Here is a 21136-nt window from a genome sequence, read left to right as displayed (position 1 = left end):
CAAAGGCGGTGAGAGGAGGAAGTCCCCTCTCCTACTCAGGCCGTACAGCATCAAGTCAGTTCGGATGCGGCGGCCAAGTGAATGCAATACCTACTCAGGCCAGCAGCGCCTTCAGATCGTTGTATAGCGCCTCGGGGATCTGCACGCCCTCGACCAGGCTGCGCGCCCGCGCTTCATAACGCCGTTGCGACGGCAGGCGTGCGCCCTGCCCCTGGATGCTTTCGAACAGGACTTCGGCACGGGCCAGATGCTGCTCGGTGGCCGCGCCGAGGAAGCGCTGCGGGTCGAACGCGATGATCAGCTCGCCATGGTACGGCGACGACTTGCTGCCGGCGTCATAGGCCAGCGATTCGGCACTGGTCAGGTCACCGATCAACGGCCCGGCGATCAACTCCACCATGGCCGCCAACGCCGAGCCCTTGTGCCCGCCGAACGTCAACATCGCGCCACTATCGAGCACCACGTTAGCATCGGTGCTCGGCTGCCCGTGGGCGTCCACGCCCCAGCCTTGGGGAATCGCCTTGCCGGCACGCCGATGCAGCTCGATATCGCCCCGGGCGATCGCACTGGTGGCGAAGTCGAAGACAAAGGGCATGTTGCCTGGGCGCGGCCAGCCGAACGCGATGGGATTGGTCCCGAACAGCGGCTGGCTCCCGCCCGCCGGCGCGACCCAGGCGTGGCTGGGATTGCACGCCAGCGCCACGAGGCCGGCAGCGGTCAGTTGCTCGATCTCGACCCACAGCGCGGAGAAATGCACACAGTGATTGATCGCCAGGGCCGCGACCCCGTTGGCCCGGGCTTTCTCCTGCAGCAACGGCAGGCCCGCCTGGAACGCCAACTGGGAGAAACCGCCCGCCGCATCGACACGCACAATCGACGGTGCCTGATCGATCACCCGCGGCTGGGCATCGGCGGCCACCTTGCCGGCCCGGAGCGAATTCACGCACCCCAGCACCCGGTACAGACCATGGGAGGCGCAGCCATCGCGCTCACCGGCAATCACCGTGTCGGTCACCGCACGGGCGTGGGCGAGGTTGAAACCGTTGTGCAGCAAGATGGATTCGGCCAGCTCGCGAGCTTCGGCCAGGGACAGTCGGATCATCATCAGCTCCTTGAACAGACGGTCCAGACTGGCCCATTCCAGGACTTACGGCTTGATCGCTTTAAACCGGGCTCATGACGAATTCGGCATACCGCCGGCGTTGGTAAAAAAGCCCTTGCAAGTACGGTATTACGGTATACCATAATACCTTAAAACCAATAAAAACCCGCTTCAACCAGCCGAGGACCGTCCAATGATCGATGCCGCCATCTACAAACAAGTCATGGGCTCGTTCCCGTCCGGGGTCACCGTGATCACCACCCTGGATGACGACGGCCAGGTGGTGGGCCTTACCGCCAGCGCCTTCAGTTCCCTGTCCATGAACCCGGCCCTGGTGCTGTTCTGCCCCAACTACAGCTCCGACTCCTATCCGGTGCTGATCAGGAACAAGCGTTTCGCCATTCATGTGCTGTCCGGCGGGCAGCAGAACGAGGCCTATGCCTTCGCCCGCAAAGGCAAGGACAAGGCCCAGGGCCTCCAGTGGACCTTGAGCGAACTGGGCAACCCGCTGTTGCCCAACGCCAGCGCCATCATCGAGTGCGAACTGTGGCGCGAGTATGAAGGCGGCGACCACGCGATCATGGTCGGCGCGGTGAAGAACCTGATCGTGCCGGAGCCCGATGCCAGCCCGATGATCTATTGCCACGGCAAGATGGGCGCCCTGCCCGCGCTCGCCTGAGCCCGGATGGCGACCGGCAAACGGTCCTTGCTTCGCGGCAATAATCAGCATTATGGTATACCAAAAATTCAGCAGACAGACCTGCCGGCCAACAACAAAAGACCCGAGGTAAGCGTCATGAAGTTTTCCCTCTTCATCCATATGGAGCGTTGGGACGAAAGTGTCAGTCATCGCCAGTTGTTCGAAGACCTCAGCGAACTGACCCTGATGGCCGAGGCCGGCGGCTTCAGCACCGTGTGGATCGGCGAGCACCACGCCATGGAATACACCATTTCCCCGAGCCCGATGCCGCTGCTGGCTTATCTCGCGGCCAAGACCCAGACCATTCACCTGGGCGCCGGCACCATCATCGCGCCGTTCTGGCACCCGTTGCGGGTCGCCGGGGAATGCGCGCTGCTGGACGTGATCAGCAATGGCCGGATGGAAGTCGGCCTGGCCCGTGGCGCCTACCAGGTGGAATTCGACCGCATGGCCGGCGGCATGCCCGCATCAAGCGGCGGCCAGGCGCTACGGGAAATGGTTCCGGTGGTACGCGCCCTGTGGCAAGGCGACTACGCCCATGACGGCGAGATCTGGAAATTCCCCACCTCCACCAGCGTGCCCAAGCCGGTCCAGAAGCCCAACCCGCCGATGTGGATCGCCGCCCGCGACCCGGACTCCCACAACTTCGCCGTGGCCAATGGCTGCAACGTGATGGTCACGCCGCTGATGAAGGGCGACGAAGAGGTGCTGGACCTGAAGAACAAGTTCCAGGCCGCGCTGGACAACAACCCCGAGGTGCCGCGTCCGCAACTGATGGTGCTGCGTCACACCCACGTGCATGCGGTCGATGACCCCGAAGGCTGGAAAGTCGGAGCCACGGCGATCTCGAAATTCTATCGGACCTTCGACGCCTGGTTCGGCAACAAGCAGGTGCCGGTCAACGGCTTCCTGCCACCGAGCCCGGAAGAAAAGTTCGCCGAACGGCCGGAGTTCGAACTGGAGAATATCCGCAAGAACACCATGATCGGCACGCCGCGGGAGGTGATCGAGCGGATTCGCTATTACCAGGAACTGGGGGTCGACGAGTTCAGCTTCTGGTGCGACAACAGCCTGCCCCACGAGGAAAAGAAAAAGTCCCTGGCGCTGTTTATCCAGCAGGTGGTGCCGGCGTTTCGCTGAACCCCGATACACCGCGGGAGCGCCGACCGGCGGCTCCCGCGTTGCCGACCTGACGTCCGCTCGGGCGCGTCGGCATGCAGCCTTATGTCACACTGGTCATCGGCGTGCGGGTGATATAGTTCCGTCACCACCTGCCCCACTCTTTCCTCCACCCAGACCATGGTGACGCATTCGATGAATTCTTCCCTTGCACCGGCCCGCGACATCGACGGCAAGGCAATCGCCGCCCAGGTGCTCAATGAAGTCCGCGACGAGATCGCGGAGCTGGCCCGGCAAGCCCTTTTCCCCGCGCTGGCGGTGATCCTGGTGGGCGACGACCCGGCCAGCCAGGTCTATGTGCGCAACAAATTGCTGCGGGCCGAAGAAGTCGGCATCCGTTCGCTGGAGCATCGCCTGCCGGAAAGCACCAGCCAGGCCGAACTGCTGCAACTGATTGCCGAACTGAACGCCGACCCGGCGGTGAACGGCATCCTGGTGCAACTGCCGCTGCCCGCGTACATCGAGGAGCATGCGGTGATCCAGGCCATCGACCCGCTCAAGGATGTCGACGGCTTTCATCGGGAGAACGTCGGCGGCCTGGTCCACGGTGCCGAGGTCCTGACGCCCTGCACGCCCAGCGGCTGCATGCGCCTGTTGCAGGAAACCTGCGGCGATCTGCGCGGCAAGCACGCGGTGGTCATCGGCCGTTCGAACATCGTCGGCAAACCGATGGCGACCTTGCTGTTGCAGGCCGATTGTTCGGTCAGCGTGGTGCACTCGCGCAGCGTCGATGCACCAGCGTTGTGCCGGCTGGCGGATATCGTGGTGGCCGCCGTAGGTCGCCCACAGTTGATCGATGCCAGTTGGCTCAAGCCGGGCGCGGTCGTGATCGATGTGGGGATCAATCGGATTGAAACCGAGACCGGCACCCGCCTGGTGGGGGATGTCGACTATGCCAGCGCCCGCACGGTGGCCAGCGCGATCACCCCGGTACCGGGCGGGGTCGGGCCGATGACCATTGCCTACCTGCTGAAGAACACCGTGATCGCCACGCAGTTGCAACAGTCCCGGTAGCCTCCGGGCTCGGGATGCAGGGCTGATTCAGCCCCTCGGCGAAGGCCCTGCACCCGACCTTCAGCCCGTGTCACAGACTTGGGGGCATTTCAGCGCTGCTGTGAGGCAAAGCGCCCCTTTCCCGCCTGCTTCGCTTCGTACATCCGGCTGTCCGCCTCGCGCAACAGCTGCGTCGCGCTTCTCGGATCATCGCGCCCGTACAGCGCAATACCGATACTCACCCCCACCTGTACGGTGGCCGAGCCGACCAGGACCGGCTCACTGATCAGGTGAATCAGCTTTTGCGCCAATCGCTCCGCGTCCCGGCTCCCCCCGATCTGGCCCTCCACAACGGCGGTGAATTCATCGCCCGCCAGCCGAAACACCGCATCGGTCTCCCGCAGACAGGTCTTCAACCGCTCGGCCACGGCCTGGAGCAAGCCGTCGCCGACTTCATGGCCGAAGGTATCGTTCACCGCCTTGAATCCATCCAGGTCAAGAAACAGCACCGCCAGGGGAACACCGGTCCTGCGCGCCCTGGCCATCGCGTTGGGCAGGCCTTCGAGCAGGGAGCGGCGGTTTGGCAACCCGGTCAGGGTATCGGTCAACGCCTCTTTCTCGCGACGTTCGGCCATGGCCTTGCGTTCGGTGATGTCGTGCAGGAAGACACTGAAGAATCGCTGCCCGTCGATTTCGACAGGGCTGATACGCACCTCGACGGGGAAGACCGTGCCGTCACGACACAACGCCGAGATCTCCAGGCGCTGGCGCATGGCCCGGTCATCGCCGGTGGCGAGATACTCTCGCCAGCCCACCAGTTGACCCTCATGCATCGCCGCCGGGATCACCAACTGTTCGAATGACTGGCCCAGCGCTTCATCACGGGACCAGCCGAAGGTCGTCTCGGCCATGCGGTTCCAGGCCCTCACCGCCCCGGACTCATCGATACTCACGTAGGCATCACTGGCGTACTCCAGCACCGCCGACAGCTCCGCCTCCCGCTGCCTGAGCTCACGATCGGCCTGCAGCCGTTGAACCATCGTGTGGGAAAGCATTTCGTTGGCCCGCAGCAGCTCGGCGGTACGCTCCTCGACACGCTGCTCCAGGCTGTGCCGCAACGTCATCAGGGACGCCTCGGTTTCCTTTCGCAGCTGGATGTTCTGCACCGTCGCGATGTAATACTCCAGGTCACCGTTCACCGACAGCAGCTTGGCCACATGCAGGTCGACCCAGACAGACGTGCCGTCCTTGTGCCGGTACCTTTTCTCGAGCTGGTAGCGATCGATTTCGCCGTTGGTCAACTGGCGCAGCAGACTCAAGTCGCTGTCCAGGTCTTCAGGGTGGGTGATGTCCTGGAAGGTCAAGCTCATGAGCTCGTCGGCGTCATAGCCGACGATGCTGCAGAACGCACCGTTGACGCTGAGAAAGCGCCCGTTGCCCGCCACCGCCGCGATGCCCGTGGGCGCCAGGGCAAAGGCGGTTTTCAGGCGCGCCTCGCTGGCCGCGAAGGCCGCCGCGGACTGGGTGATGTGCGAGCGGGAAAGCAGCGCGGCCTCGCGCATCTGGAACTCCCGGCTGACCAGCCCGGCAAAATCCTCCAGGACCTGCCGCGCCTCATCGGTGAGAATCCGCGCCTTGTTATCGATCGCGCAGAGCGTACCCAGCGCATAGCCCTCGATGGAGCGGATCGGCGCTCCCGCGTAGAAGCGGATATGCGGGTTGCTGAGGACCAGGGGATTGGATGAAAAACGCGGATCATTCAACGCATCAGGGATCACCATCGTCTGCTCCTGCTCGATGGCAATGGTGCAGAAGGAGATATCCCGGGGCGTCTGCCGGGTGTCCAGCCCGACCCTGGACTTGAACCACTGGCGGTCGCTGTCGATCAGCGAGATCAGCGCAATGGGCATTTCAAGCGTGGCGGCCAACAAGCGGGTGAGTCGATCAAAAACCGGCTCTGTCTCGGTGTCGAGCACCTCCAGAGCGTGCAACAGCTTCAAACGTCCTGCTTCGGTGTGGGGCAAAATGGACGACCTCTCTCAGCTGACTCGTCTGTGTCCTGTCCTTCGGATCGAGAATAGCTCGAAGACAGCTCGCCGCGATCCGTTCTAGGCGTGTAGTGGAGCCGTTGGCCACGGTGAGCACGGCATGCTGGTGACAGCATATGCCAATCTGGGTGGGCTTCAAGAAGGGGATGGTATTAGACTGAGCTGCGTGACGAATGTGGATCGTACCCGCCCCATCACCGCGGGCAAGTGACCACCTTGCTGTCACAAGCGGGGGTCGACGTAGGCGCTACGGACCTGGTGGTGCTCATCCCTGACGAACACCACACATGATCACTGGCCGTGCGCCTCTCGTCGCGGTGCCGCGATCGAAGTAGCGCCTTTATTTAGCGGTTGAGCTGGCGGCCTGGCCCAGTCCTTTGTCGTTGTGATCGCCCACCTTGGTGTCCGAGATCGCCGTGGCCTTCGACAGCCCATGCGTCGCTTTAGAGTGCGCGACACTCGAGGTCGCAACACCGTGGCCACGAGAACTCTTATGGCCACGACCAGTGTGATGGCCTCTCACGCCATGATCTCGAACCGCCTTGCCGTCATGATCCCGGACCGACTTGCCAATCGCCTTGCCGTCATGATCCCGAACCGACTTGCCGATAGCCTTGCCGTCATGATCGACCTCATGACCTTCAGCGAGCCCCCTGCTATGGGAACTGTCCGAATGACTGGCACCGGCATGACCACCGCTCTCTCCGCCATGGCCGCCATTGCCGTTGCCACCGCCGCCACCGCCACCGCCGCCACCACCATTGCCATTGCCACCACCACCTTCCTTGGCATAGGCAGAAGCCATGACGGACAGTTCAGCCGGTAACAAAGGAGCAGCCGCAAACATCATGACGCAGGACATGACAGCAACCAGGTTTCTCTTCTTAAATCGCATGATGGCTTCCATTAAAGTGGTCTTTGCGTCTTCTCTGACACAATTAGTTACGTGTTGTTCAAAGACAGGCGACAGACGGAAGCCTCCATGCCAACTTATTAACGTGAATGCGATCTCTTCTCGTTGATTGGCCATTGGATCAACGCGATGTCAGAGCGGATCAGTGCAGGCCTCCACTAATTGAAAGCGCCACTCAGCACTTCATAGATGAGCCCACTCGCGATAGACACCAGAATCAGGTCTGCACCCGCCTGTTGCCACTCATAGCCTTCGTAGCGCGGGAGTTGTACCAACAGCCGACCATCCAGTTTTTTCGCGATGCCCGGTGGAAGAGGTTTGCCTCGGGCCAGCTTTTTCTGGATACCTGGCGGTAGTGAAGGCCCGGGGCTCCAGTAATCACGGTACCCGCCTAGTGCCCCGAGGACGCGTCCTCGATCAACGCGTGGACCGTAGCCCCACTCACCGCCATCTGATTTCTTGCCGTGGCCGTGACCTTTGCCGTGGCCGCCTTGATTGCCTTGATCCTGGAAGTCTTGTGAAAAACCCTTGCCGTTTCCCTGGCCATTACCGTTGCCGTTGCCCGGATCAGCCAAAGCACCCGCAGAGCCCGCTACCAGGGCGAAACACGTCACTACCGCAATAAACGAGCGAGATTTGAACATATCCGTTTTCCCAGAAAGGGGAACATCCCCACTGCAATGTAGACGGCGTTGGGCAAGGAAGTTCCAGATGCTCTGCCACATCCAGTCATGGATGACCCACAAGGTCATTGCGGAGCGGAAACGACAAGGGCCTACCTGCACAGTCGCACGTAAGCCCTTGAAATAGATGGTGCCCGAAGCCGGAATCGAACCGGCACGCCCTTACGAGCGGGGGATTTTAAGTCCCATGCGTCTACCAGTTTCGCCATTCGGGCGGTAGCGCGGTAAAGCAGTCTACGCAGCGGCTCGTGATGAGCCAGATGGCCGGATAACCTGCCCGCCCATCGGGTGCCTGCGCGACAAGGGGACGAATATATACATCCCCACCCCACGAAGCAAGTTCACTGACGGCAATTTTCAGCACCACACCCATTTCGCAACCAACTGATTTTCAAAGAATTGCAGGGTTACGCCGCGAACCTGGCACACCTGGGGCCACGACGTGCCTTCCCTGGTCGGCGCCAGCTAATTTTCATAGGACAGTCGTCAATCTGATATCAGACTGTAACCATTTCATCATAAAGGCCCAGCACAATGGATCACAGCCGAAGGATCCGGCCCCATCCCAAGAAGCCCGCACATGCGGGCTTTTTGCTGTGTGTAAAGGCAAGTTAACAACTGTCCGAATTATTCGCTATCAATCAAAATATTTTTATTTCGTTCACGCTTTACTCACCAGAACTTTAATTCTGACCTGAGGCCAAAAACCCCGCAGAAATTCATCTGCGGGGTTTTCGTCTCAGCTTTTCCAGATTGTTTTCAAGTCATTGTCGTTGTTGGCCATGGCACTCCTGCTCGCCCGCACGGTGTGGCCCGGCAGGCTGAAACTAGTGTCAGGAAGAGACAGAAACACAAGCAATATCAGACGATGCTTTTCCGCTTGCGCCTGGCCTCTTCAATAATGGCATCCATTCGGGTCATCACTTCATCATGAGGTACACCTGCGCCTGGATTTTCCAGAGACCTCTGTACCTTGGCTCGAAACCAGCGGTCATAGTTCGCCGCCTGCTCTTCTGTTCCAAACACCAAAACAATTGGGGGCAGTTCGGTACTCATCAGTAACCTCCGATTAAAGATGCGTATCAGCCTAATCGTTTTGACACAGACCGTCCCCAAGGACCCTGAGCGGTATGTGTCACGATAATTCGCCGAGTCGACCGTTCCCCCCTACCCGGCGTCTGCGCAAAAAGCAGCAGCCAAAATCCGGCGAACCAACCCGCCAATGGCGCCAGCCACATGCAGAAAATCGACATACTCGTTGCTGCCCTTGTCAGCTTCAGGATTGACAAGGGCAGCATGGCCGCCTAACAATCGAACCTAGTTGTACGACAACGGACAATCAAAACAACAATAAAAGAGTACCCTTGAATGATCCGAGCCAAAACCTTGCAAAGCCTCGCCAGCGCCGCACTGTTGGCGACCGCCCCACTGACCTGGGCCAATACCTACGTCTACGTTTCCAATGCCCTCGACGGCACGCTCAGCAGTTATGAGCTGTCTGCAAAGGGGCAATTGCAGCCTCTGGCAACTACCGAAGCCGGAGCGGGCGTCATGCCCCTGGCACTGAGCCCCGACCACAGCAAACTCTACGCTTCCATACGCGCCAAACCCTATTCGGTGGCGACCTACAGTGTCGACCCCGCCAACGGCGCCCTCAAGCATCTGAAAAACTCCACCGTTGCCGACAGCCTGGCCTACATATCGACGGACAAGTCCGGTCGCTATCTGTTCGGTGCCTCGTACGGCGAGGACCTGGTCAGCGTCAATGCGATCGATGCCCAGGGCGTCGTGACCGATGATGTACGACAAGTCATCAAGACCGGCCCGAACGCGCATTCGATCATTGTCGATAAGACCAATCGCTTCGTGTACGCCGCCAACCTGGGTTCCGATCAGTACCTGGAGTTCAAGTTCGACGCCGCCAGCGGCAAGCTCACGTCACTGGGCCATGTGGAACTGCCCAAGGGCAGCGGCCCTCGCCACCCGGCTATTTCGTCTGACAACCGTTTCCTCTACCTGCTCAGCGAGATGGCCGGTACCGTGACCACGTTCGCCATCGACCCGAAAACCGGGCACCTGAGTGCGTTGTCCGAAGTCAGTGCAGTTCCCGCCGACTCGGGCCTGGTGCGCGGCGGCGTCCGACCGATGATCAAGCCTGGCCAACCGACTCCGCCGCCGCTGGCCAGCAACCTGATCTGGGCCGCCGACATCAAGCTCACACCCAACGGGCGCTTCCTCTACACCTCGGAGCGCACCGGCAGTACGGTCAGTGCATTTTCGGTGGACCGCAAAAGCGGCCAGTTGAGCTTCGTGCAGAACATCAAGGTCGAACAGCAACCGCGGGGGATTACCGTCGACCCATCGGGGAAATGGCTGCTGGTCACCGGAGAGAAAAGCCCGGAGGTGGGTGTGTATGCCATTGATCCGCTACAGGGCACGCTCACCCGCAGCTCCAGTGCGCCTTCGGGCAAAGGCGCGAACTGGGTGCAGGCGGTCAGCTACCCCTGAAGCCCGAGGGTGGGGCGTGACCATCCTCGCCCCTCCCCGCTTATCTCATCAGAGTGTGTAGTCAAACTGGTAGGAATGCTGACCTTCAACGATGTTGATCACCATGCGACCGACAAGCCCGACAAGCTCCCCAGTAGCAGAATCGGGCACAACGGTAATGGACTGTTCAGGTACGCCTCGGGTCATTGTGGAGCTGTGCTGTAATACAAAACTGCCGGTACGACCATGAAGCGTACCGGTCACTGTTTCCATCGCCACGTAGCCTGCCGAACCCTGCACACTGCTACGGAAAGAAAGCATTTCGCCTTGACTGGTCGCCACAAGGTCGCCGTGAAATGACTTGCTGATGGACATCCGTCCAAAGTCTGTCCCTGCAGCAAGATCGCTGAGGGATTCAGGGTTCAGCTTAACTTCAAAAGGACCATTTGCTTGTGTGCTGGTCATGGAGCGCCTCGCAAAAAAGGAATGGGTTATTTACGTTGTCGGCCTGCTGGTCAGAACTCCAGACACGGCCTGTGCCAGCTCAATCTATCGGATGATTGTCCAACGCGGACGATAGCTGATCAGACGGGGACGCCCCCTCGAGCAGGGCATCCACCACCGCACGCGCCACCTCCACCGAATGCAGCATCCCCCAGAACAACGCCCGCTCGACGGGGTTGGTATGCAGGCTGATTTCGTCGCCATTGAGTTCTGCCGTTTCGAGCAGATTGGAAACGTAGGTGAGCGCGTCCTGGGCACTGATGCCTGGTTGGATGGCGAACAGCGTGGGTTTGTATGGGGCTTCTGGGGTGACGGGTTTGGCGCAAGTGAACGCGAGGGTATCGAGCAAACGGGGCTTGTTTGCCGAAGCCGGCTCAGGCTCGTTGGAGGGAGCGTCAGAAAGTTTGCACAAGTACAGGTCTCTGTCAGCCATGCTGAGGGCCTTGCGCATAAAGGGCGGATCGGGGGTGATTTTCTTGGTCATGGAGATACTCCTATTCAGTAAAGGAGTCCGCCACATTTCGTTACCAAGCGAAGGGGTGGCGAACCGTACGCAGGTTGGTAAACCGGTGAATAGGAACCGGCAGGCCGAAGCCTCCTGCGCACAGCCCGCCATAATGCGAACATAAAAAAGCCGCTCTCGCGGCGCTGTGCGCCTACTCAAATCCGGGTTACCAAGCCCGATCGCTGAATTTGCAGCGACACTTGAACAGTAGTCCTGGCGTTTGGCGCACGCAATATTCTCCCACGCCTGAAGCGCGTGGGAAATATGAGTTTTTTCGGCAGGCCATTTCGCGTGACGAACAAGCACATCTTGAACCATTTTCGAACCAGCAAGCCGAGTAGCATGCGGAGTCAGGCCCAGCGCGCTTTCGTTTCTACTTTTCTCTCTATCCAGTTCTCAGCAAATCACCATGACCTAACACGCCGTTACAGAAGAGCTCGTGAAAGCCACCCTGATCAGGCATAGGATTGCATGGAAGTAAGTCATTGGCGTATATTGACCATGATATTTGTTGAGACCCCGATCTTCACCCGCCGAGTCAAGGAACTGCTTGATGACGATTCCTATGGGTGCTTTCAGAAGACCTTGGTGTTGGCTCCTTCGGCTGGCGATGTCATTGAAGGCACTGGTGGAATCAGGAAAATCCGCGTCGCGGCCAAGGGCCACGGCAAACGGAGTGGTGCCCGAGTGATCTACTACCATTTTGTCTCGGCATCACAGATAGCCTTGCTGATGATCTACCCCAAGAATGAACAGCAAGACCTGACCATCGACGAACGCAAGGCGTTGAAAGCGGTCATTGAACAGTGGAGATAACCATGAGCAAATTCTTTGATGAGCTGATGGAAAGTGTGCAGCAAATGGACGAAATCGTGCGCGGAGAACGTCAACCCTCCCGCGAATTTACCGTCGACGCGATGCAGATCAAGGAAATTCGCAAGGCCACCGGTCTGAGCCAGGCGAAGTTCGCCGCGATGATCGACGTTCAGCTAGGCACCCTACGTAACTGGGAGCAAGGTCGACGCGAACCTACTGGTCCAGCGAAAGCGCTTCTGAGGGCCATTCACAACGACCCCGTGCATGTACTCAACGCACTGGCGGTTTGACTAAATCCTGCAAGGGCATCGTGAGATGCCCTACCCCATCTCCCCTTGTAGATATTGACCCGTCAAGCAATCTCTACCCATTTTCGGTTTCGGATATTGACGAGTCGCTGCGAGCGTTCTGCCACTTGGGAAATACGCACCGCACGTACATCTTCGGCCCCTTCGAGGTAGAAGTCTTGATGCTCGGTTCATTCCTTTGCACCTCCCCAGACGAAAGACACCCTGCCAGCGCCACCACAACCACCACCGCTACCAAAATCCGCATGTCGTTCCCCCTTTAGACGTACGCCAAAACGATCCGATCTTCGCTCATGGAGCAATCCTCTCAGTGGAGCTTTAAGCGTAGTTCAACCCTTTGCTTCGTATGCGTCCGGCTATCCCATCTTGCGCGATTAAACCGGCTGCCAACGATGTGGCAAAGAGCCAGTTTTTGCGTCCGAGCGCCCACGGTCGTATCTGGTTTTCGATAGGGTTATTGTCGATGGGCAGCGCGCCGTCATTCAGGTAACGGCTCAACGCCGTCCAGCGTTTGAGGCTGTAATCCAGCTTGTTGAACAAGTGGCCATTCCGCTAAGGCCCGGTATTGCCCTTTATGAGACTCGTAAAGCGTAAAGCGGTCGGCTCGGAGAAGGAATTCTGGCTGACTACCTGCTTCTGGAACTGGAGACCGATAGTCACGGGCCAAGGTCAAGTGAGGTCGAAAGTCTTTGTGCTCTTGATCGTGCCCGAACGCCAACATCGCTTGCTCCAGTGCATACGACAGTCGCATCAGCTCTGGCGGAGCATCTTCTGGGGTAAGCACCAAGGCCTTTGACTTACGCCAAACCTCTAGGCGATCAAGGACAACCGTCAGCGCTTTTCCGGGCGCCTTAACCTTCGATGCGGCTGCACAAACCTCTGCGATCTGGGCGTTATCAACAGAGCCCAGAAAAAGCAGCGTGAGATGAAAATTAGCGGCAGGAACTGGGCGACCGATACTCAGCGAAAGCGATGTACGCCATTGGGAAATAGCCTTTCTCAACGTAGATGGGCAGCTTAGGGCGAAAAACAGTCGCGATTGCGGTTCATTGCTCAACGTCATACCTCTCTTCACGTCACCAGGCTACTGCTTGTTCGTGCCTTCGTGCTTTGTTTGGGCGGGCTTGATCAGGTATCGAACAACGTCACGACGGACTGAGGCTCTGGGTCGTTAGGCCAACCATAGGCGGCCTGCGCCGCTGACAGGGAACTCCTGGCTGGCACCACGCGTCAAAACAGATACGGTAGGCCATTTAGGCCTCTTGCTTCAGGAGGACACGCTATGCGCCGCATATTCCTCATTCCTCTGCTAGTGCTTTGTCTGCCCGTTGGTTCAGCCATGGCTCACAGACCCGATATCGATGCGCGCGATGTTGCTACCTCAGCAGGGATTTCCGCGTCGCTTTACTCTACGTTCAAGGACCACAAAATTGCGACTCCCGTCCGCGATGATGCCTCCACCTTCGTCGCCAGTGGAGGAGCGATTCGCGGCGCCTATCTAGAGTCGGTATTGGATCAGATTCGACATGACAACCCAGGCCTCAAGGCCACTGACGAAGAGCTGGCCAATGCAATTCTCATTCAATATGAGGCACCTGCTGGTCACTAGGCAGTGTACGCAGGTCAGTAGCAGGACTTCCTGGAAGGAATCAGGAAGGCCTGTCTATGCCGGTTTGCGCGCTTCTGTCCGGCGGCTTTGGGCCGAAAGAGCGTATTCGCCAAGCTGAACGCATCCCAAAACCAATAAAGCCCAGCAGATAAGCTGGGCTTCTATTTGCTCTTCTTCGCCAGAATTATCCGACGCTTCATTTGGGTCATGGTGACCACGTCATTCCACCCCCATGAACCCGCCACAGCAGGCCCATGAGAATCAGCCGTTATCAGAAGGCGCTGTACTGCTTCTGCAAGGTCTGCTCCCTTTGCTTTTTCTGCTTTTCAAGACGAATGCTGTTCGCCAGCGTATTCAATTCGGCTGCGGTCTTGCCGTTCAAGCTCGAATTGATGTCCTGTTGCATCGCGTCAGCCGACTTGTTCCTGAGATCCATGTTGCTCAACGCAATAAACATCAGGTCGGCTGCGAACTGCTTCTTCTCTTCAGGAGAAAGCTTTTCGGCCACTTTTTTCGTGGACTCCTGCAACGTCGCCTCTGTTGTGGCGTCGAGTCTGGGATCCCCACAACCGGCCAACAACGTCGCAACGAGTCCAATGAGCAACATCCGTTTCATCTGATTCCATCCATGCAAAAAACGGACTTTAGCAAAAGGCCACTATCCCGTCGCCTTTAACAGGTACCTTGACGCGAGGCTGGCTAATGGGTGTGCCCTGTTGCGGTCTATTTTTGCATCACCAAACATCAATCTGCGTTCGGTAGCGGTTTGCCTCCGACAGCGACAATCGGATTAGGATGTGGGATGTATTTTGCCTTGACAAGCGGTGCCGACTTTAAGCAGATCCAGCCACTCTCAAGACCGTCTCCACGCGCCAGATATTGGGTATTGATTTCTACAAGAAGCCACCCGCCGCGCCGCGCCCATTTGGCCGAGTTTTGCGGAACGGAAGTAAATTCAGGCAGTTTTTCTTGAGGAACTCCGGGTCGCGAGCCACCTACCTGGCTACGCACCTGCTCTGGCGTGGGGCTCCCGCAGGCCTCGTTTTCAGGCTCTCCACCAGCGGTGCCAGCATTGATCGCAGCTAAACAGCCCTCCTGTCCTCCACCCCTCACCAACCAAACGTTTATATGTCGATTTGTCGCTATAGCATTTCCAATAGCTATGCTTCCAGTAACCACGCCGTTAAGATACGCGATCCGCTGTTCCTCGTTCATTATGGTAGGAGCTTTTGGCGCCTCCTCCTTCTTTTCCTCCTCACCAATCATAATGTCGCCTGACCTCGCCCCATGTAAGAAACGTGAGTATAGAGGGCTGTTGTCGTACCGAAGCAAGGTTGACCGAAAAATGCCGCCGACACCAAGCACTCAGTCCTGATCACCCATCAATTCGGTCTGAGAATGAGTTACCCCTTGCTGCGAAACAGGTGGTTTGTAACCTTGACGCGAGACCGGCTAATGAGTATCCCCTTTTACGTGGATCCCCTGACGCGGCAAGCCGGCCAGCGAATGCCCAGATGGTCCTCTATTATTCCGAACTCATCGCCCCCCCCCCCCCTAAAACGACTCGGCAGGCTGTCAGATCGCTATTTAATCCCGCGACACAATAAAGAAACCTTGTAATCGTAGGTCGATATCAATGGCGCCGGTCCCTCATGCCGAGCCATCTCAAGCCAGCGCCTTGCTCGTTCAACGTCAAAGAGTTCGTTCTTGAGCTTCATCTTTGCAACAAGGTTCGCTGAAACCCTGAAGTGTCCACACTTGGCTGAGCATCTGACCTCGGACCAGCTTTCTGTCGTGTGAACAACATCGCTGGCGGCCTGGCAAATTAAGCATTGCATATTCGATCTCCCTATCGATGACCTACCTACTGTAGCCGATCACCGGCCAAGGCTCCCCTATGCCCACAGAAAATAATCCCGGCCGCACGTTCATCGTACTGAGACTGAAACACACGCACCGCAACCCTCTGGCGCACCGACGACAGCGGCTACTGCTGGAGGCTGGACCGCGCCGGGATCATGATGCCAGTCGCGTCCAGAGTACCGCGGCGCCCGATACCCCAAGGAGGCCGCATGAAGCGCATCGACCTCGACAGGCCTGTACCGCGCGATATTTTTGGTTAGAAAGGATCAACTTGCAGAAGAGTGTTGATCAATGAGCCCTCTGCGCTGGTGCGCGAGCAGTTGGCCAAAGTCGCAGCTACTTATCCCTGTACTGGCAGTCAGGCTCATTGATCAATGCCCAGCTCAATGTTGGGCGATTTCCATTTGAGCAAATGGCGATGCATTGGCCTTCAAGCAAAGGTCATGCATCTGTTGTTTTACAACGCCACTTCCAAAAGTCCAATAACGTTTTTTCCTTACCTTAAGAAATTTAGGAAATATCCAACAGTGGAGCGCGACCCGGCAAGCCATCAGGAGAGCCTGAGGACGAAGGTGCTCCGGTCGACGATGAATGCCTGGTCAACTGCAGAGATTCGACGCCTGCGCAGTTCCGTGCAGCCCTGCCGATTGCCTGGACAAACTCATTGCCTGCGCCCGGTTGTAAGCCGTGAAAAATGGGTGTCCCCTTTACCCTCTTAAGGTTGATTTGCCTGTTTTGGGGCTGCAAAGCGGCCCCAAATTGCTTAAGTGAACAGCATTACGATCCAGAGTAGGACTTGGCGGCAATCAGCCGCTAGCACAGGACTTGCAGACCCGCAGGTTCCCTGTCTCGGGCGCTTTACCCGGCCGGATAGCCGGCATTGGTACCACCTTCGTCTCTTTGCTGCAGTTGGCACAAAAGATGCCGCCGCAAGCTCGACAGTGGTGCTTACGGGTGAAGACGCCAAAGGTGGTATTGCAACTAGGGCAGCGTTGGACGCTGTCGTCTGGTTTCCAGAGACTGGGTCGGCTTTGCAACTGGCGAAACACGTCCTGTCCGCCGGGAACTTCCGCAGCCTTGTAGAACGTGTTGATTCCTTCATGCACGCTCGTCGCGCCGGTCATGACCTCATGGTAAGTGTGGGTCGAACTCTGGCTGGTCGGCATGAAGTGAAAGAAGGCGACGATACAGAACGCCAGCGCGGCAAGGCTATCATCGTCATTGATGCCAATTTGCTTGGCGGCGTAAACCATATCCATCGCCGAGCCGGATTTACCTGCCCAGATGGAGTTGTTCAGGCTGCGCTGGTTGGCGATCCAGTGGTTATCCTCCGCAAGGCTGTATTTCTCGGTGCCGATGCGCATACCTCGGGTCGTGTCCCGATTCGGCGTGTCGAATCTGTTGCAGCGGCAGAAGTCGTGGATAGCGGCGACCTTTTTATACAACCGGGTCAGCGGCAACTCGGTTGCGAGGGAGGCGACAATGTCCCGGGTCCAATCCAGTGTCGCGCCAGGGCCGTAGTACGACTCGCCCTCGGGGCGGTTGCGTTCTTTGTTGGTGATAGCCCTCTGGATATTCACTATCAATCGGTCCAGCACATAGCGTTCGAACATCTTGACGTTGGCGAGGACATCGAGCGCCAGGCGCTCTTCTTTTTGCCTGTTATCCGTGGCTGCAACATGCCCTCGTAGCGCGATGATCAGTGCGTCGACCGACGTGAATATTTTGTCCTGCGTGCTTTGCAATGCCAGACCGGTAGGTACGCCGTCCAGGCGCCCGGCAGGTACGAACGGACTGCTCGACGACACGGAGACGAATTGCCCGGGCATATGCCCGCCGCTCGCAATGGGTGCTGCTACCCAATCGTTGAACGTTGGCAGGAGCAGCGCCGATTCGTTGGCAGCGAGCCGTGGCGCCACATGCGTGCTCCAGAATGTCGCCTTGGGCAGTTTGCTGGCGAAACGCCGGATCTTTCCCTCCCGCACCAGTCGCTCCACGCCCTCATCGGTGCAGTCGAAAACAAGGATATTGTTGACCGTTAACATGGCTCGTCCTGAGAGAAGAAATTGGCGGGTGGATCGCTTGGCCGCTTAGCAACACGTTACTGCGCTAGCCATCAGTGAGGCCTGTGCATTCTCGAAAATCTCGTATGCCGCAATGCTCACTTCGCTCGATTTGATGATCGAGAGCAGCAAGTGCTCCAAAGCATCGACTTGCACTTGATTGCTCATGACTCGCTCCTTGACCTGAGCCAGTGTCGGGACACCAAGGAATAGCCCACAAACACCAACAACGCCACCACCGGTCACGGAGGGTGGCGCATGCATGGAGATCAAGATTCAGGCGTCGTAGAGCTGGAAGAAGATATCAAGCGTGTCGTTGTTGTGTCCGCCAGAATCCAGCGTGAAACGGTACTGGTTGAATTTGATTTCATTGAATATCGAACTATCCCTTGTAACCCTTACGGGGCCGCCACTGAGAAAGTTGATGTACTGCTGATTGCCATTCCCACTCCAGAACCACAGTGATATAGGCGTATCGTTGACATTGAACAGGGACACGCTGGCTTTCTCCAGCGTCTGGCGCAGTAACTGCTCTGGAGAGAATTGCTGCAGGGGATTGATGTCGGATTTATAAAGATCGAAGTTGCATATCACTGTTTCTCCCGGGCTTGCAATCCCTCTCCCGATTCCAGATCGCCATTCTGATTTTGTTCCGTTCATCAGCATCTCGATGTCATAGTACAAACCGGTACTGGCTGTGTGATTTTGAACATAGAACTTGTAAAAGGTGGCTCCGCCACCATGGTTCGTATCGAAAGTCGCCATGGCATTCCCTTGTTTCGATGAGATTGAACGCAGGGAACCAGGGTTTCCCGCGCAGGTTGACGATTGAACTCCATGCTTGCTCGATCACCATCACTTCATCATGGCGTTGGCTTCGCCGCGCCGGGTGACACTCCCTCGTAGGCGCGCCGTGAAGACAGCAGTTGGCCAGCCTGGTGGCACTCGCCGCTCCTTCTGGATAACTCAATAACCGAATCCCAATAGCCCTGATTTCCCATATCGCCTCCCTGATCCGGCCCCATGCCGGCTCATCAAGCAATAGACCACAAACCAACCTCACGCCACCGAATCCGATCACGGAGGGCGGCGCATGCATGGAGAAAGCCATGAGCACGTTTGCAGTGTTTGGAATGACCCTCTATGTCGCCAAGGCCGAGGCTCGCAAGAAAACCAGCGGCACTAGGAAGAACCCCAAGGCGCCGGGCAGCGTTGAGCCGATCCCGGAAGTCGAATGGCTGGCCCTGGTCGAGAAGCGTACCGAGAAGATGATGGGGGTACGGCTCACCAGCTCTCGCCTATGCTCGACGCCCCGCAGTACGCCGAGCAGTTCATTGGCTGGCACGCAAGATGAGGTACCGCAACATGCACATCAGGGCCAGGGCTGTGCTGGTGGACGCCCATCAATCCGAAGACGAAGACACCCAAAGTCGGGCTTTCGGAGTGGCCGCCGGTGAAGGCCGAGCAGGCAGCCTGATCGATGCAGGAATATCGGCATCGTCAAGCCCACTCTCACCCGTTGTTCGAAATGCTCACCCCCTCGCCACTATTGAACTGCTGGTTTGGCGGAGGAAATTAACTGCTCTCTATTTTGAAAATAGGCGTATAGAAAGTCTGAGCGTTTCTGCTTCATATCTCTCGTTGCCTCCCATATATCCGCCTCAGCTTCTGCTGCCGCAAGCTGATCATATGAACGAGCAAGCGCCATAACAATTGAAGCAAGATCTTTCGTTAAATACGGCTGGAGCATCGCCGATTCAATATTCACTTTTTCCGCAACGGCCTTTACATTGGCCCGATCTAAATTTTCTCCCTGTGTAAGCCGATCAAGCTGCTCAATGGCAGAAAAAAAGGCCGCCGCCTTTTCCGCCTGCTGACTCAGAAGTGCAAGCGAGCTGGTTGCATTAACACTCAACCTTGCTTGTTGCATCTGCAGCTTAGAAGTTTGGATCAAGGTGTATCGGCTCAAAAGCGCGACAGCAATAGTCCCCACTAAAGCAATCACAGCGCCGCCAAAAGCAATCCAAGGTCCGTCCATACCCCGCTCAACCTCCTCTTCAGAATTGATCATCCATCGGCAGATGCTCCCAAGCTCATCGAAAAGCGCAACACGATCTACCTCAACGACCCTATGACCAACCTGAACTTTCTGGTCTTATCCTCAATGACCGCTAGCCTGCGTGCCAGCGACCTAATTCGCTTACGAAGCACAGCTAATCAATCAGGCCAGACAGCCTCCTTGGGGAGTACGCCAAGCACGGCCTGACAGTTCAGGTTGGCACAAACAATCATCGGTATAGCGTGACCAGTTCGATGCACATAGGCATTGTTCACTGCAACAAATGCAGCATACCCACACTTGGGACATGTCGGCTTGAATTCGTCATCCCGCATCTCGTGATACTTCACCATCTTTCACTCCCTCATCCAGCCTCATGCCGGGCCATCAAGCAATAGCCCACTTCAACTAATCACGCCAGCCGGCGAAGACCAGCCATAGAAACCAACTCGCAATAGCTCTACACCCAATGTCGTTCGGAAAATTTGTCAGCAGCTTTTTCTCCATCTGCAACAGCATCATCCAAGGTGGCCCAAGAATCGCTCAGGATGTCTGCCACGTAATTGGTTTTACCACCCTCAGAATAAGCCAGTACCACAACAGTCGTCGGCACTGGGTCGCTGTCTGCCCCCCAGCGAAAGGTGAGATGAAATTTTGCGCCGTGTTTTGAATCGTTGTAATCAAACGAAGGGCGATCTGCTAATCCCACAAACATATTTTTTCTCCCTGATCCGGACTCATGCCGGTCCATCAACCAATAGCCCACAAACACACTTCACGCCAGCCAGCGAGGATCATTCATGCCCATCACCTACGGAAGCATCTGCAGCGGCACTGAAGCTGCGACGCTGGCCTGGCACCCGCTGGGCATACTCTCCACCTAGTTCTCCGAAATCGAAGCGTTTCTCTCGGCCGTCTTGGCCCACCACTGCCCCAATACGCCGAACCTCGGCGATATGACCCGGCTCGCCGCCAAGGTGCTGGCCGGTAAAATCCCAGCGCCAGACGTCTTGGTGGGCGGCACTTCATGCCAGAACTTCCTGGTTGCTGGCATGCGAGAAGACCTGGCAGGTTCCCCGGGGCACCCTCACAATCAAATACGTGGAGCTTGCAGATGCAGTTGACAGAAAAATGAGAAAAATGGGGACGAAAAATGGGGACACCCATTAGCCGGTCTCAAGTCAAGGTTACAAGCCACCGCCCCCTGCAGTTTTTAACTGTAGGGTTTGCCCTTTAACTCAACCTGATCGGTTGAACCTGTCGAATCCGTTTCCTCATTACTGGCTACGACCGAGTCGTGCCTG

The 21136-nt window shown here is 57.6% G+C and carries 22 protein-coding genes, 1 tRNA gene and 3 pseudogenes; 9 read left to right on the top strand and 17 right to left on the bottom strand.

What is annotated here, in order from left to right; genetic code table 11:
* Positions 1–94: 94 nt before the first annotated feature.
* Positions 95–1102: an Ldh family oxidoreductase gene (locus tag UCMB321_RS07640; RefSeq protein ID WP_040065037.1), complete on the bottom strand. Its 1008-nt coding sequence runs from the start codon at positions 1100–1102 to the stop codon at positions 95–97.
* 193 nt (positions 1103–1295) lie between these two features.
* Between UCMB321_RS07640 and UCMB321_RS07635 the strand changes: the two genes are divergently transcribed.
* From UCMB321_RS07635 to folD, 3 genes are all read left to right on the top strand, one after another.
* The gene (locus tag UCMB321_RS07635; RefSeq protein ID WP_040065035.1) at positions 1296–1781 is read left to right on the top strand and encodes a flavin reductase family protein; all 486 of its coding nucleotides are present in this window, start codon (positions 1296–1298) and stop codon (positions 1779–1781) included.
* Between the two features lie 117 nt (positions 1782–1898).
* Complete coding sequence (locus UCMB321_RS07630) at positions 1899–2942, top strand: LLM class flavin-dependent oxidoreductase (RefSeq protein ID WP_040065085.1); 1044 nt, start codon at positions 1899–1901, stop codon at positions 2940–2942.
* A gap of 174 nt (positions 2943–3116) precedes the next feature.
* On the top strand, positions 3117–3995 hold the full coding sequence (gene folD, locus UCMB321_RS07625) for a bifunctional methylenetetrahydrofolate dehydrogenase/methenyltetrahydrofolate cyclohydrolase FolD (RefSeq protein ID WP_040065032.1): 879 nt from the start codon (positions 3117–3119) through the stop codon (positions 3993–3995).
* Positions 3996–4084: 89 nt separating this feature from the next.
* On the opposite strand, the gene UCMB321_RS07620 is transcribed toward folD, so the two are convergent.
* On the bottom strand, positions 4085–5974 hold the full coding sequence (locus UCMB321_RS07620) for a bifunctional diguanylate cyclase/phosphodiesterase (RefSeq protein WP_209437140.1): 1890 nt from the start codon (positions 5972–5974) through the stop codon (positions 4085–4087).
* A gap of 228 nt (positions 5975–6202) precedes the next feature.
* Between UCMB321_RS07620 and UCMB321_RS29905 the strand changes: the two are divergent.
* Positions 6203–6313: pseudogene (locus UCMB321_RS29905) on the top strand (DinB family protein); the annotation flags it as partial.
* 49 nt (positions 6314–6362) lie between these two features.
* Here UCMB321_RS29905 and UCMB321_RS31200 read toward each other — a convergent pair.
* The 4 genes from UCMB321_RS31200 to relB all read right to left on the bottom strand — a co-directional run bounded on the left by UCMB321_RS31200 (position 6363) and on the right by relB (position 8674).
* Positions 6363–6917 (bottom strand): hypothetical protein, encoded by a 555-nt coding sequence (locus tag UCMB321_RS31200; protein WP_209437142.1) that lies wholly within the window; start codon positions 6915–6917, stop codon positions 6363–6365.
* Positions 6918–7093: 176 nt separating this feature from the next.
* Positions 7094–7579 carry an anti-virulence regulator CigR family protein gene (locus UCMB321_RS29900; RefSeq protein WP_084614831.1) on the bottom strand — a complete coding sequence of 162 codons (486 nt, stop codon included), beginning with the start codon at positions 7577–7579 and terminating at the stop codon, positions 7094–7096.
* A 167-nt stretch (positions 7580–7746) separates the two neighbouring features.
* A tRNA-Leu gene (locus tag UCMB321_RS07605) sits at positions 7747–7833 on the bottom strand.
* Between the two features lie 646 nt (positions 7834–8479).
* Positions 8480–8674 (bottom strand): type II toxin-antitoxin system RelB family antitoxin, encoded by a 195-nt coding sequence (gene relB / locus UCMB321_RS07600; protein ID WP_040065024.1) that lies wholly within the window; start codon positions 8672–8674, stop codon positions 8480–8482.
* Between the two features lie 312 nt (positions 8675–8986).
* Between relB and UCMB321_RS07595 the strand changes: the two genes are divergently transcribed.
* Complete coding sequence (locus UCMB321_RS07595) at positions 8987–10126, top strand: lactonase family protein (protein WP_040065022.1); 1140 nt, start codon at positions 8987–8989, stop codon at positions 10124–10126.
* Positions 10127–10174: 48 nt separating this feature from the next.
* Here the strand turns inward: UCMB321_RS07595 and UCMB321_RS07590 are convergent, their stop codons facing one another.
* Together UCMB321_RS07590 and UCMB321_RS07585 are read right to left on the bottom strand one after the other, a co-directional pair.
* Positions 10175–10570, bottom strand: a complete 396-nt coding sequence (locus UCMB321_RS07590; RefSeq protein WP_040065020.1) for a DUF3224 domain-containing protein — start codon at positions 10568–10570, stop codon at positions 10175–10177.
* A 79-nt stretch (positions 10571–10649) separates the two neighbouring features.
* Positions 10650–11093, bottom strand: a complete 444-nt coding sequence (locus UCMB321_RS07585; RefSeq protein WP_040065017.1) for a hypothetical protein — start codon at positions 11091–11093, stop codon at positions 10650–10652.
* Between the two features lie 522 nt (positions 11094–11615).
* On the opposite strand from UCMB321_RS07585, the gene UCMB321_RS07580 reads away from it, so the two are divergent.
* The gene (locus UCMB321_RS07580) at positions 11616–11930 is read left to right on the top strand and encodes a type II toxin-antitoxin system RelE/ParE family toxin (RefSeq protein ID WP_040065016.1); all 315 of its coding nucleotides are present in this window, start codon (positions 11616–11618) and stop codon (positions 11928–11930) included.
* A 2-nt stretch (positions 11931–11932) separates the two neighbouring features.
* Positions 11933–12220: a NadS family protein gene (gene nadS, locus UCMB321_RS07575; protein WP_040065010.1), complete on the top strand. Its 288-nt coding sequence runs from the start codon at positions 11933–11935 to the stop codon at positions 12218–12220.
* A gap of 345 nt (positions 12221–12565) precedes the next feature.
* Here the strand turns inward: nadS and UCMB321_RS07570 are convergent.
* Positions 12566–12766 (bottom strand): annotated as a pseudogene (locus tag UCMB321_RS07570) (IS66 family transposase); the annotation flags it as partial.
* Entirely contained in the window at positions 12717–13301 is a 585-nt protein-coding gene (thpR, locus tag UCMB321_RS29895; RefSeq protein ID WP_084614827.1) for an RNA 2',3'-cyclic phosphodiesterase, read from the bottom strand. The gene thpR and the pseudogene UCMB321_RS07570, both read right to left, overlap by 50 nt.
* Positions 13302–13520: 219 nt before the next feature.
* Here thpR and UCMB321_RS07565 point away from each other — a divergent pair, with 219 nt between their 5' ends.
* Positions 13521–13847 (top strand): DUF2388 domain-containing protein, encoded by a 327-nt coding sequence (locus UCMB321_RS07565; protein ID WP_040065007.1) that lies wholly within the window; start codon positions 13521–13523, stop codon positions 13845–13847.
* 271 nt (positions 13848–14118) lie between these two features.
* On the opposite strand, the gene UCMB321_RS07560 is transcribed toward UCMB321_RS07565, so the two are convergent.
* The 7 genes from UCMB321_RS07560 to UCMB321_RS30615 form a co-directional block, all read right to left on the bottom strand.
* Entirely contained in the window at positions 14119–14463 is a 345-nt protein-coding gene (locus UCMB321_RS07560) for a DUF6694 family lipoprotein (protein ID WP_052451094.1), read from the bottom strand.
* A gap of 128 nt (positions 14464–14591) precedes the next feature.
* Complete coding sequence (locus UCMB321_RS30625) at positions 14592–15113, bottom strand: hypothetical protein (RefSeq protein ID WP_157015865.1); 522 nt, start codon at positions 15111–15113, stop codon at positions 14592–14594.
* A gap of 1403 nt (positions 15114–16516) precedes the next feature.
* Entirely contained in the window at positions 16517–17755 is a 1239-nt protein-coding gene (locus tag UCMB321_RS07555; protein WP_040065005.1) for an FYVE zinc finger domain-containing protein, read from the bottom strand.
* Positions 17756–17800: 45 nt separating this feature from the next.
* On the bottom strand, positions 17801–17941 hold the full coding sequence (locus tag UCMB321_RS30620) for a hypothetical protein (protein ID WP_157015864.1): 141 nt from the start codon (positions 17939–17941) through the stop codon (positions 17801–17803).
* A 108-nt stretch (positions 17942–18049) separates the two neighbouring features.
* Entirely contained in the window at positions 18050–18538 is a 489-nt protein-coding gene (locus tag UCMB321_RS07550) for a hypothetical protein (protein ID WP_040065002.1), read from the bottom strand.
* Positions 18539–19319: 781 nt separating this feature from the next.
* Positions 19320–19844, bottom strand: a complete 525-nt coding sequence (locus UCMB321_RS07545; protein ID WP_040065001.1) for a hypothetical protein — start codon at positions 19842–19844, stop codon at positions 19320–19322.
* 448 nt (positions 19845–20292) lie between these two features.
* On the bottom strand, positions 20293–20547 hold the full coding sequence (locus tag UCMB321_RS30615; protein ID WP_157015863.1) for a hypothetical protein: 255 nt from the start codon (positions 20545–20547) through the stop codon (positions 20293–20295).
* Positions 20548–20632: 85 nt separating this feature from the next.
* On the opposite strand from UCMB321_RS30615, the pseudogene UCMB321_RS31350 reads away from it, so the two are divergent.
* Positions 20633–20957: pseudogene (locus UCMB321_RS31350) on the top strand (DNA cytosine methyltransferase); the annotation flags it as partial.
* Positions 20958–21136 lie beyond the last annotated feature (179 nt).

The sequence above is a fragment of the Pseudomonas batumici genome (assembly GCF_000820515.1).
In the GTDB taxonomy this organism is placed as follows: Bacteria; Pseudomonadota; Gammaproteobacteria; order Pseudomonadales; family Pseudomonadaceae; genus Aquipseudomonas; species Aquipseudomonas batumici.
This window is presented reverse-complemented; position numbering and strand designations above follow the sequence as displayed.

Excerpts from the sequence above, each read along its gene's own strand:
- relB (WP_040065024.1), bottom strand. The coding sequence starts at position 8,674 with ATGAGTACCGAACTGCCCCCAATTGTTTTGGTGTTTGGAACAGAAGAG.
- UCMB321_RS07585 (WP_040065017.1), bottom strand. The coding sequence starts at position 11,093 with ATGACCAAGAAAATCACCCCCGATCCGCCCTTTATGCGCAAGGCCCTC.
- UCMB321_RS07565 (WP_040065007.1), top strand. The coding sequence starts at position 13,521 with ATGCGCCGCATATTCCTCATTCCTCTGCTAGTGCTTTGTCTGCCCGTT.
- UCMB321_RS07595 (WP_040065022.1), top strand. The coding sequence starts at position 8,987 with ATGATCCGAGCCAAAACCTTGCAAAGCCTCGCCAGCGCCGCACTGTTG.
- UCMB321_RS31200 (WP_209437142.1), bottom strand. The coding sequence starts at position 6,917 with ATGCGATTTAAGAAGAGAAACCTGGTTGCTGTCATGTCCTGCGTCATG.
- UCMB321_RS07555 (WP_040065005.1), bottom strand. The coding sequence starts at position 17,755 with ATGTTAACGGTCAACAATATCCTTGTTTTCGACTGCACCGATGAGGGC.
- UCMB321_RS30615 (WP_157015863.1), bottom strand. The coding sequence starts at position 20,547 with ATGTTTGTGGGATTAGCAGATCGCCCTTCGTTTGATTACAACGATTCA.
- folD (WP_040065032.1), top strand. The coding sequence starts at position 3,117 with ATGAATTCTTCCCTTGCACCGGCCCGCGACATCGACGGCAAGGCAATC.
- UCMB321_RS07545 (WP_040065001.1), bottom strand. The coding sequence starts at position 19,844 with ATGATCAATTCTGAAGAGGAGGTTGAGCGGGGTATGGACGGACCTTGG.
- UCMB321_RS29900 (WP_084614831.1), bottom strand. The coding sequence starts at position 7,579 with ATGTTCAAATCTCGCTCGTTTATTGCGGTAGTGACGTGTTTCGCCCTG.
- UCMB321_RS07630 (WP_040065085.1), top strand. The coding sequence starts at position 1,899 with ATGAAGTTTTCCCTCTTCATCCATATGGAGCGTTGGGACGAAAGTGTC.
- UCMB321_RS07580 (WP_040065016.1), top strand. The coding sequence starts at position 11,616 with ATGATATTTGTTGAGACCCCGATCTTCACCCGCCGAGTCAAGGAACTG.
- UCMB321_RS30625 (WP_157015865.1), bottom strand. The coding sequence starts at position 15,113 with ATGATTGGTGAGGAGGAAAAGAAGGAGGAGGCGCCAAAAGCTCCTACC.
- UCMB321_RS07550 (WP_040065002.1), bottom strand. The coding sequence starts at position 18,538 with ATGGCGACTTTCGATACGAACCATGGTGGCGGAGCCACCTTTTACAAG.
- UCMB321_RS07635 (WP_040065035.1), top strand. The coding sequence starts at position 1,296 with ATGATCGATGCCGCCATCTACAAACAAGTCATGGGCTCGTTCCCGTCC.
- UCMB321_RS07560 (WP_052451094.1), bottom strand. The coding sequence starts at position 14,463 with ATGAAACGGATGTTGCTCATTGGACTCGTTGCGACGTTGTTGGCCGGT.
- thpR (WP_084614827.1), bottom strand. The coding sequence starts at position 13,301 with ATGACGTTGAGCAATGAACCGCAATCGCGACTGTTTTTCGCCCTAAGC.
- nadS (WP_040065010.1), top strand. The coding sequence starts at position 11,933 with ATGAGCAAATTCTTTGATGAGCTGATGGAAAGTGTGCAGCAAATGGAC.
- UCMB321_RS07590 (WP_040065020.1), bottom strand. The coding sequence starts at position 10,570 with ATGACCAGCACACAAGCAAATGGTCCTTTTGAAGTTAAGCTGAACCCT.
- UCMB321_RS30620 (WP_157015864.1), bottom strand. The coding sequence starts at position 17,941 with ATGAGCAATCAAGTGCAAGTCGATGCTTTGGAGCACTTGCTGCTCTCG.
- UCMB321_RS07640 (WP_040065037.1), bottom strand. The coding sequence starts at position 1,102 with ATGATCCGACTGTCCCTGGCCGAAGCTCGCGAGCTGGCCGAATCCATC.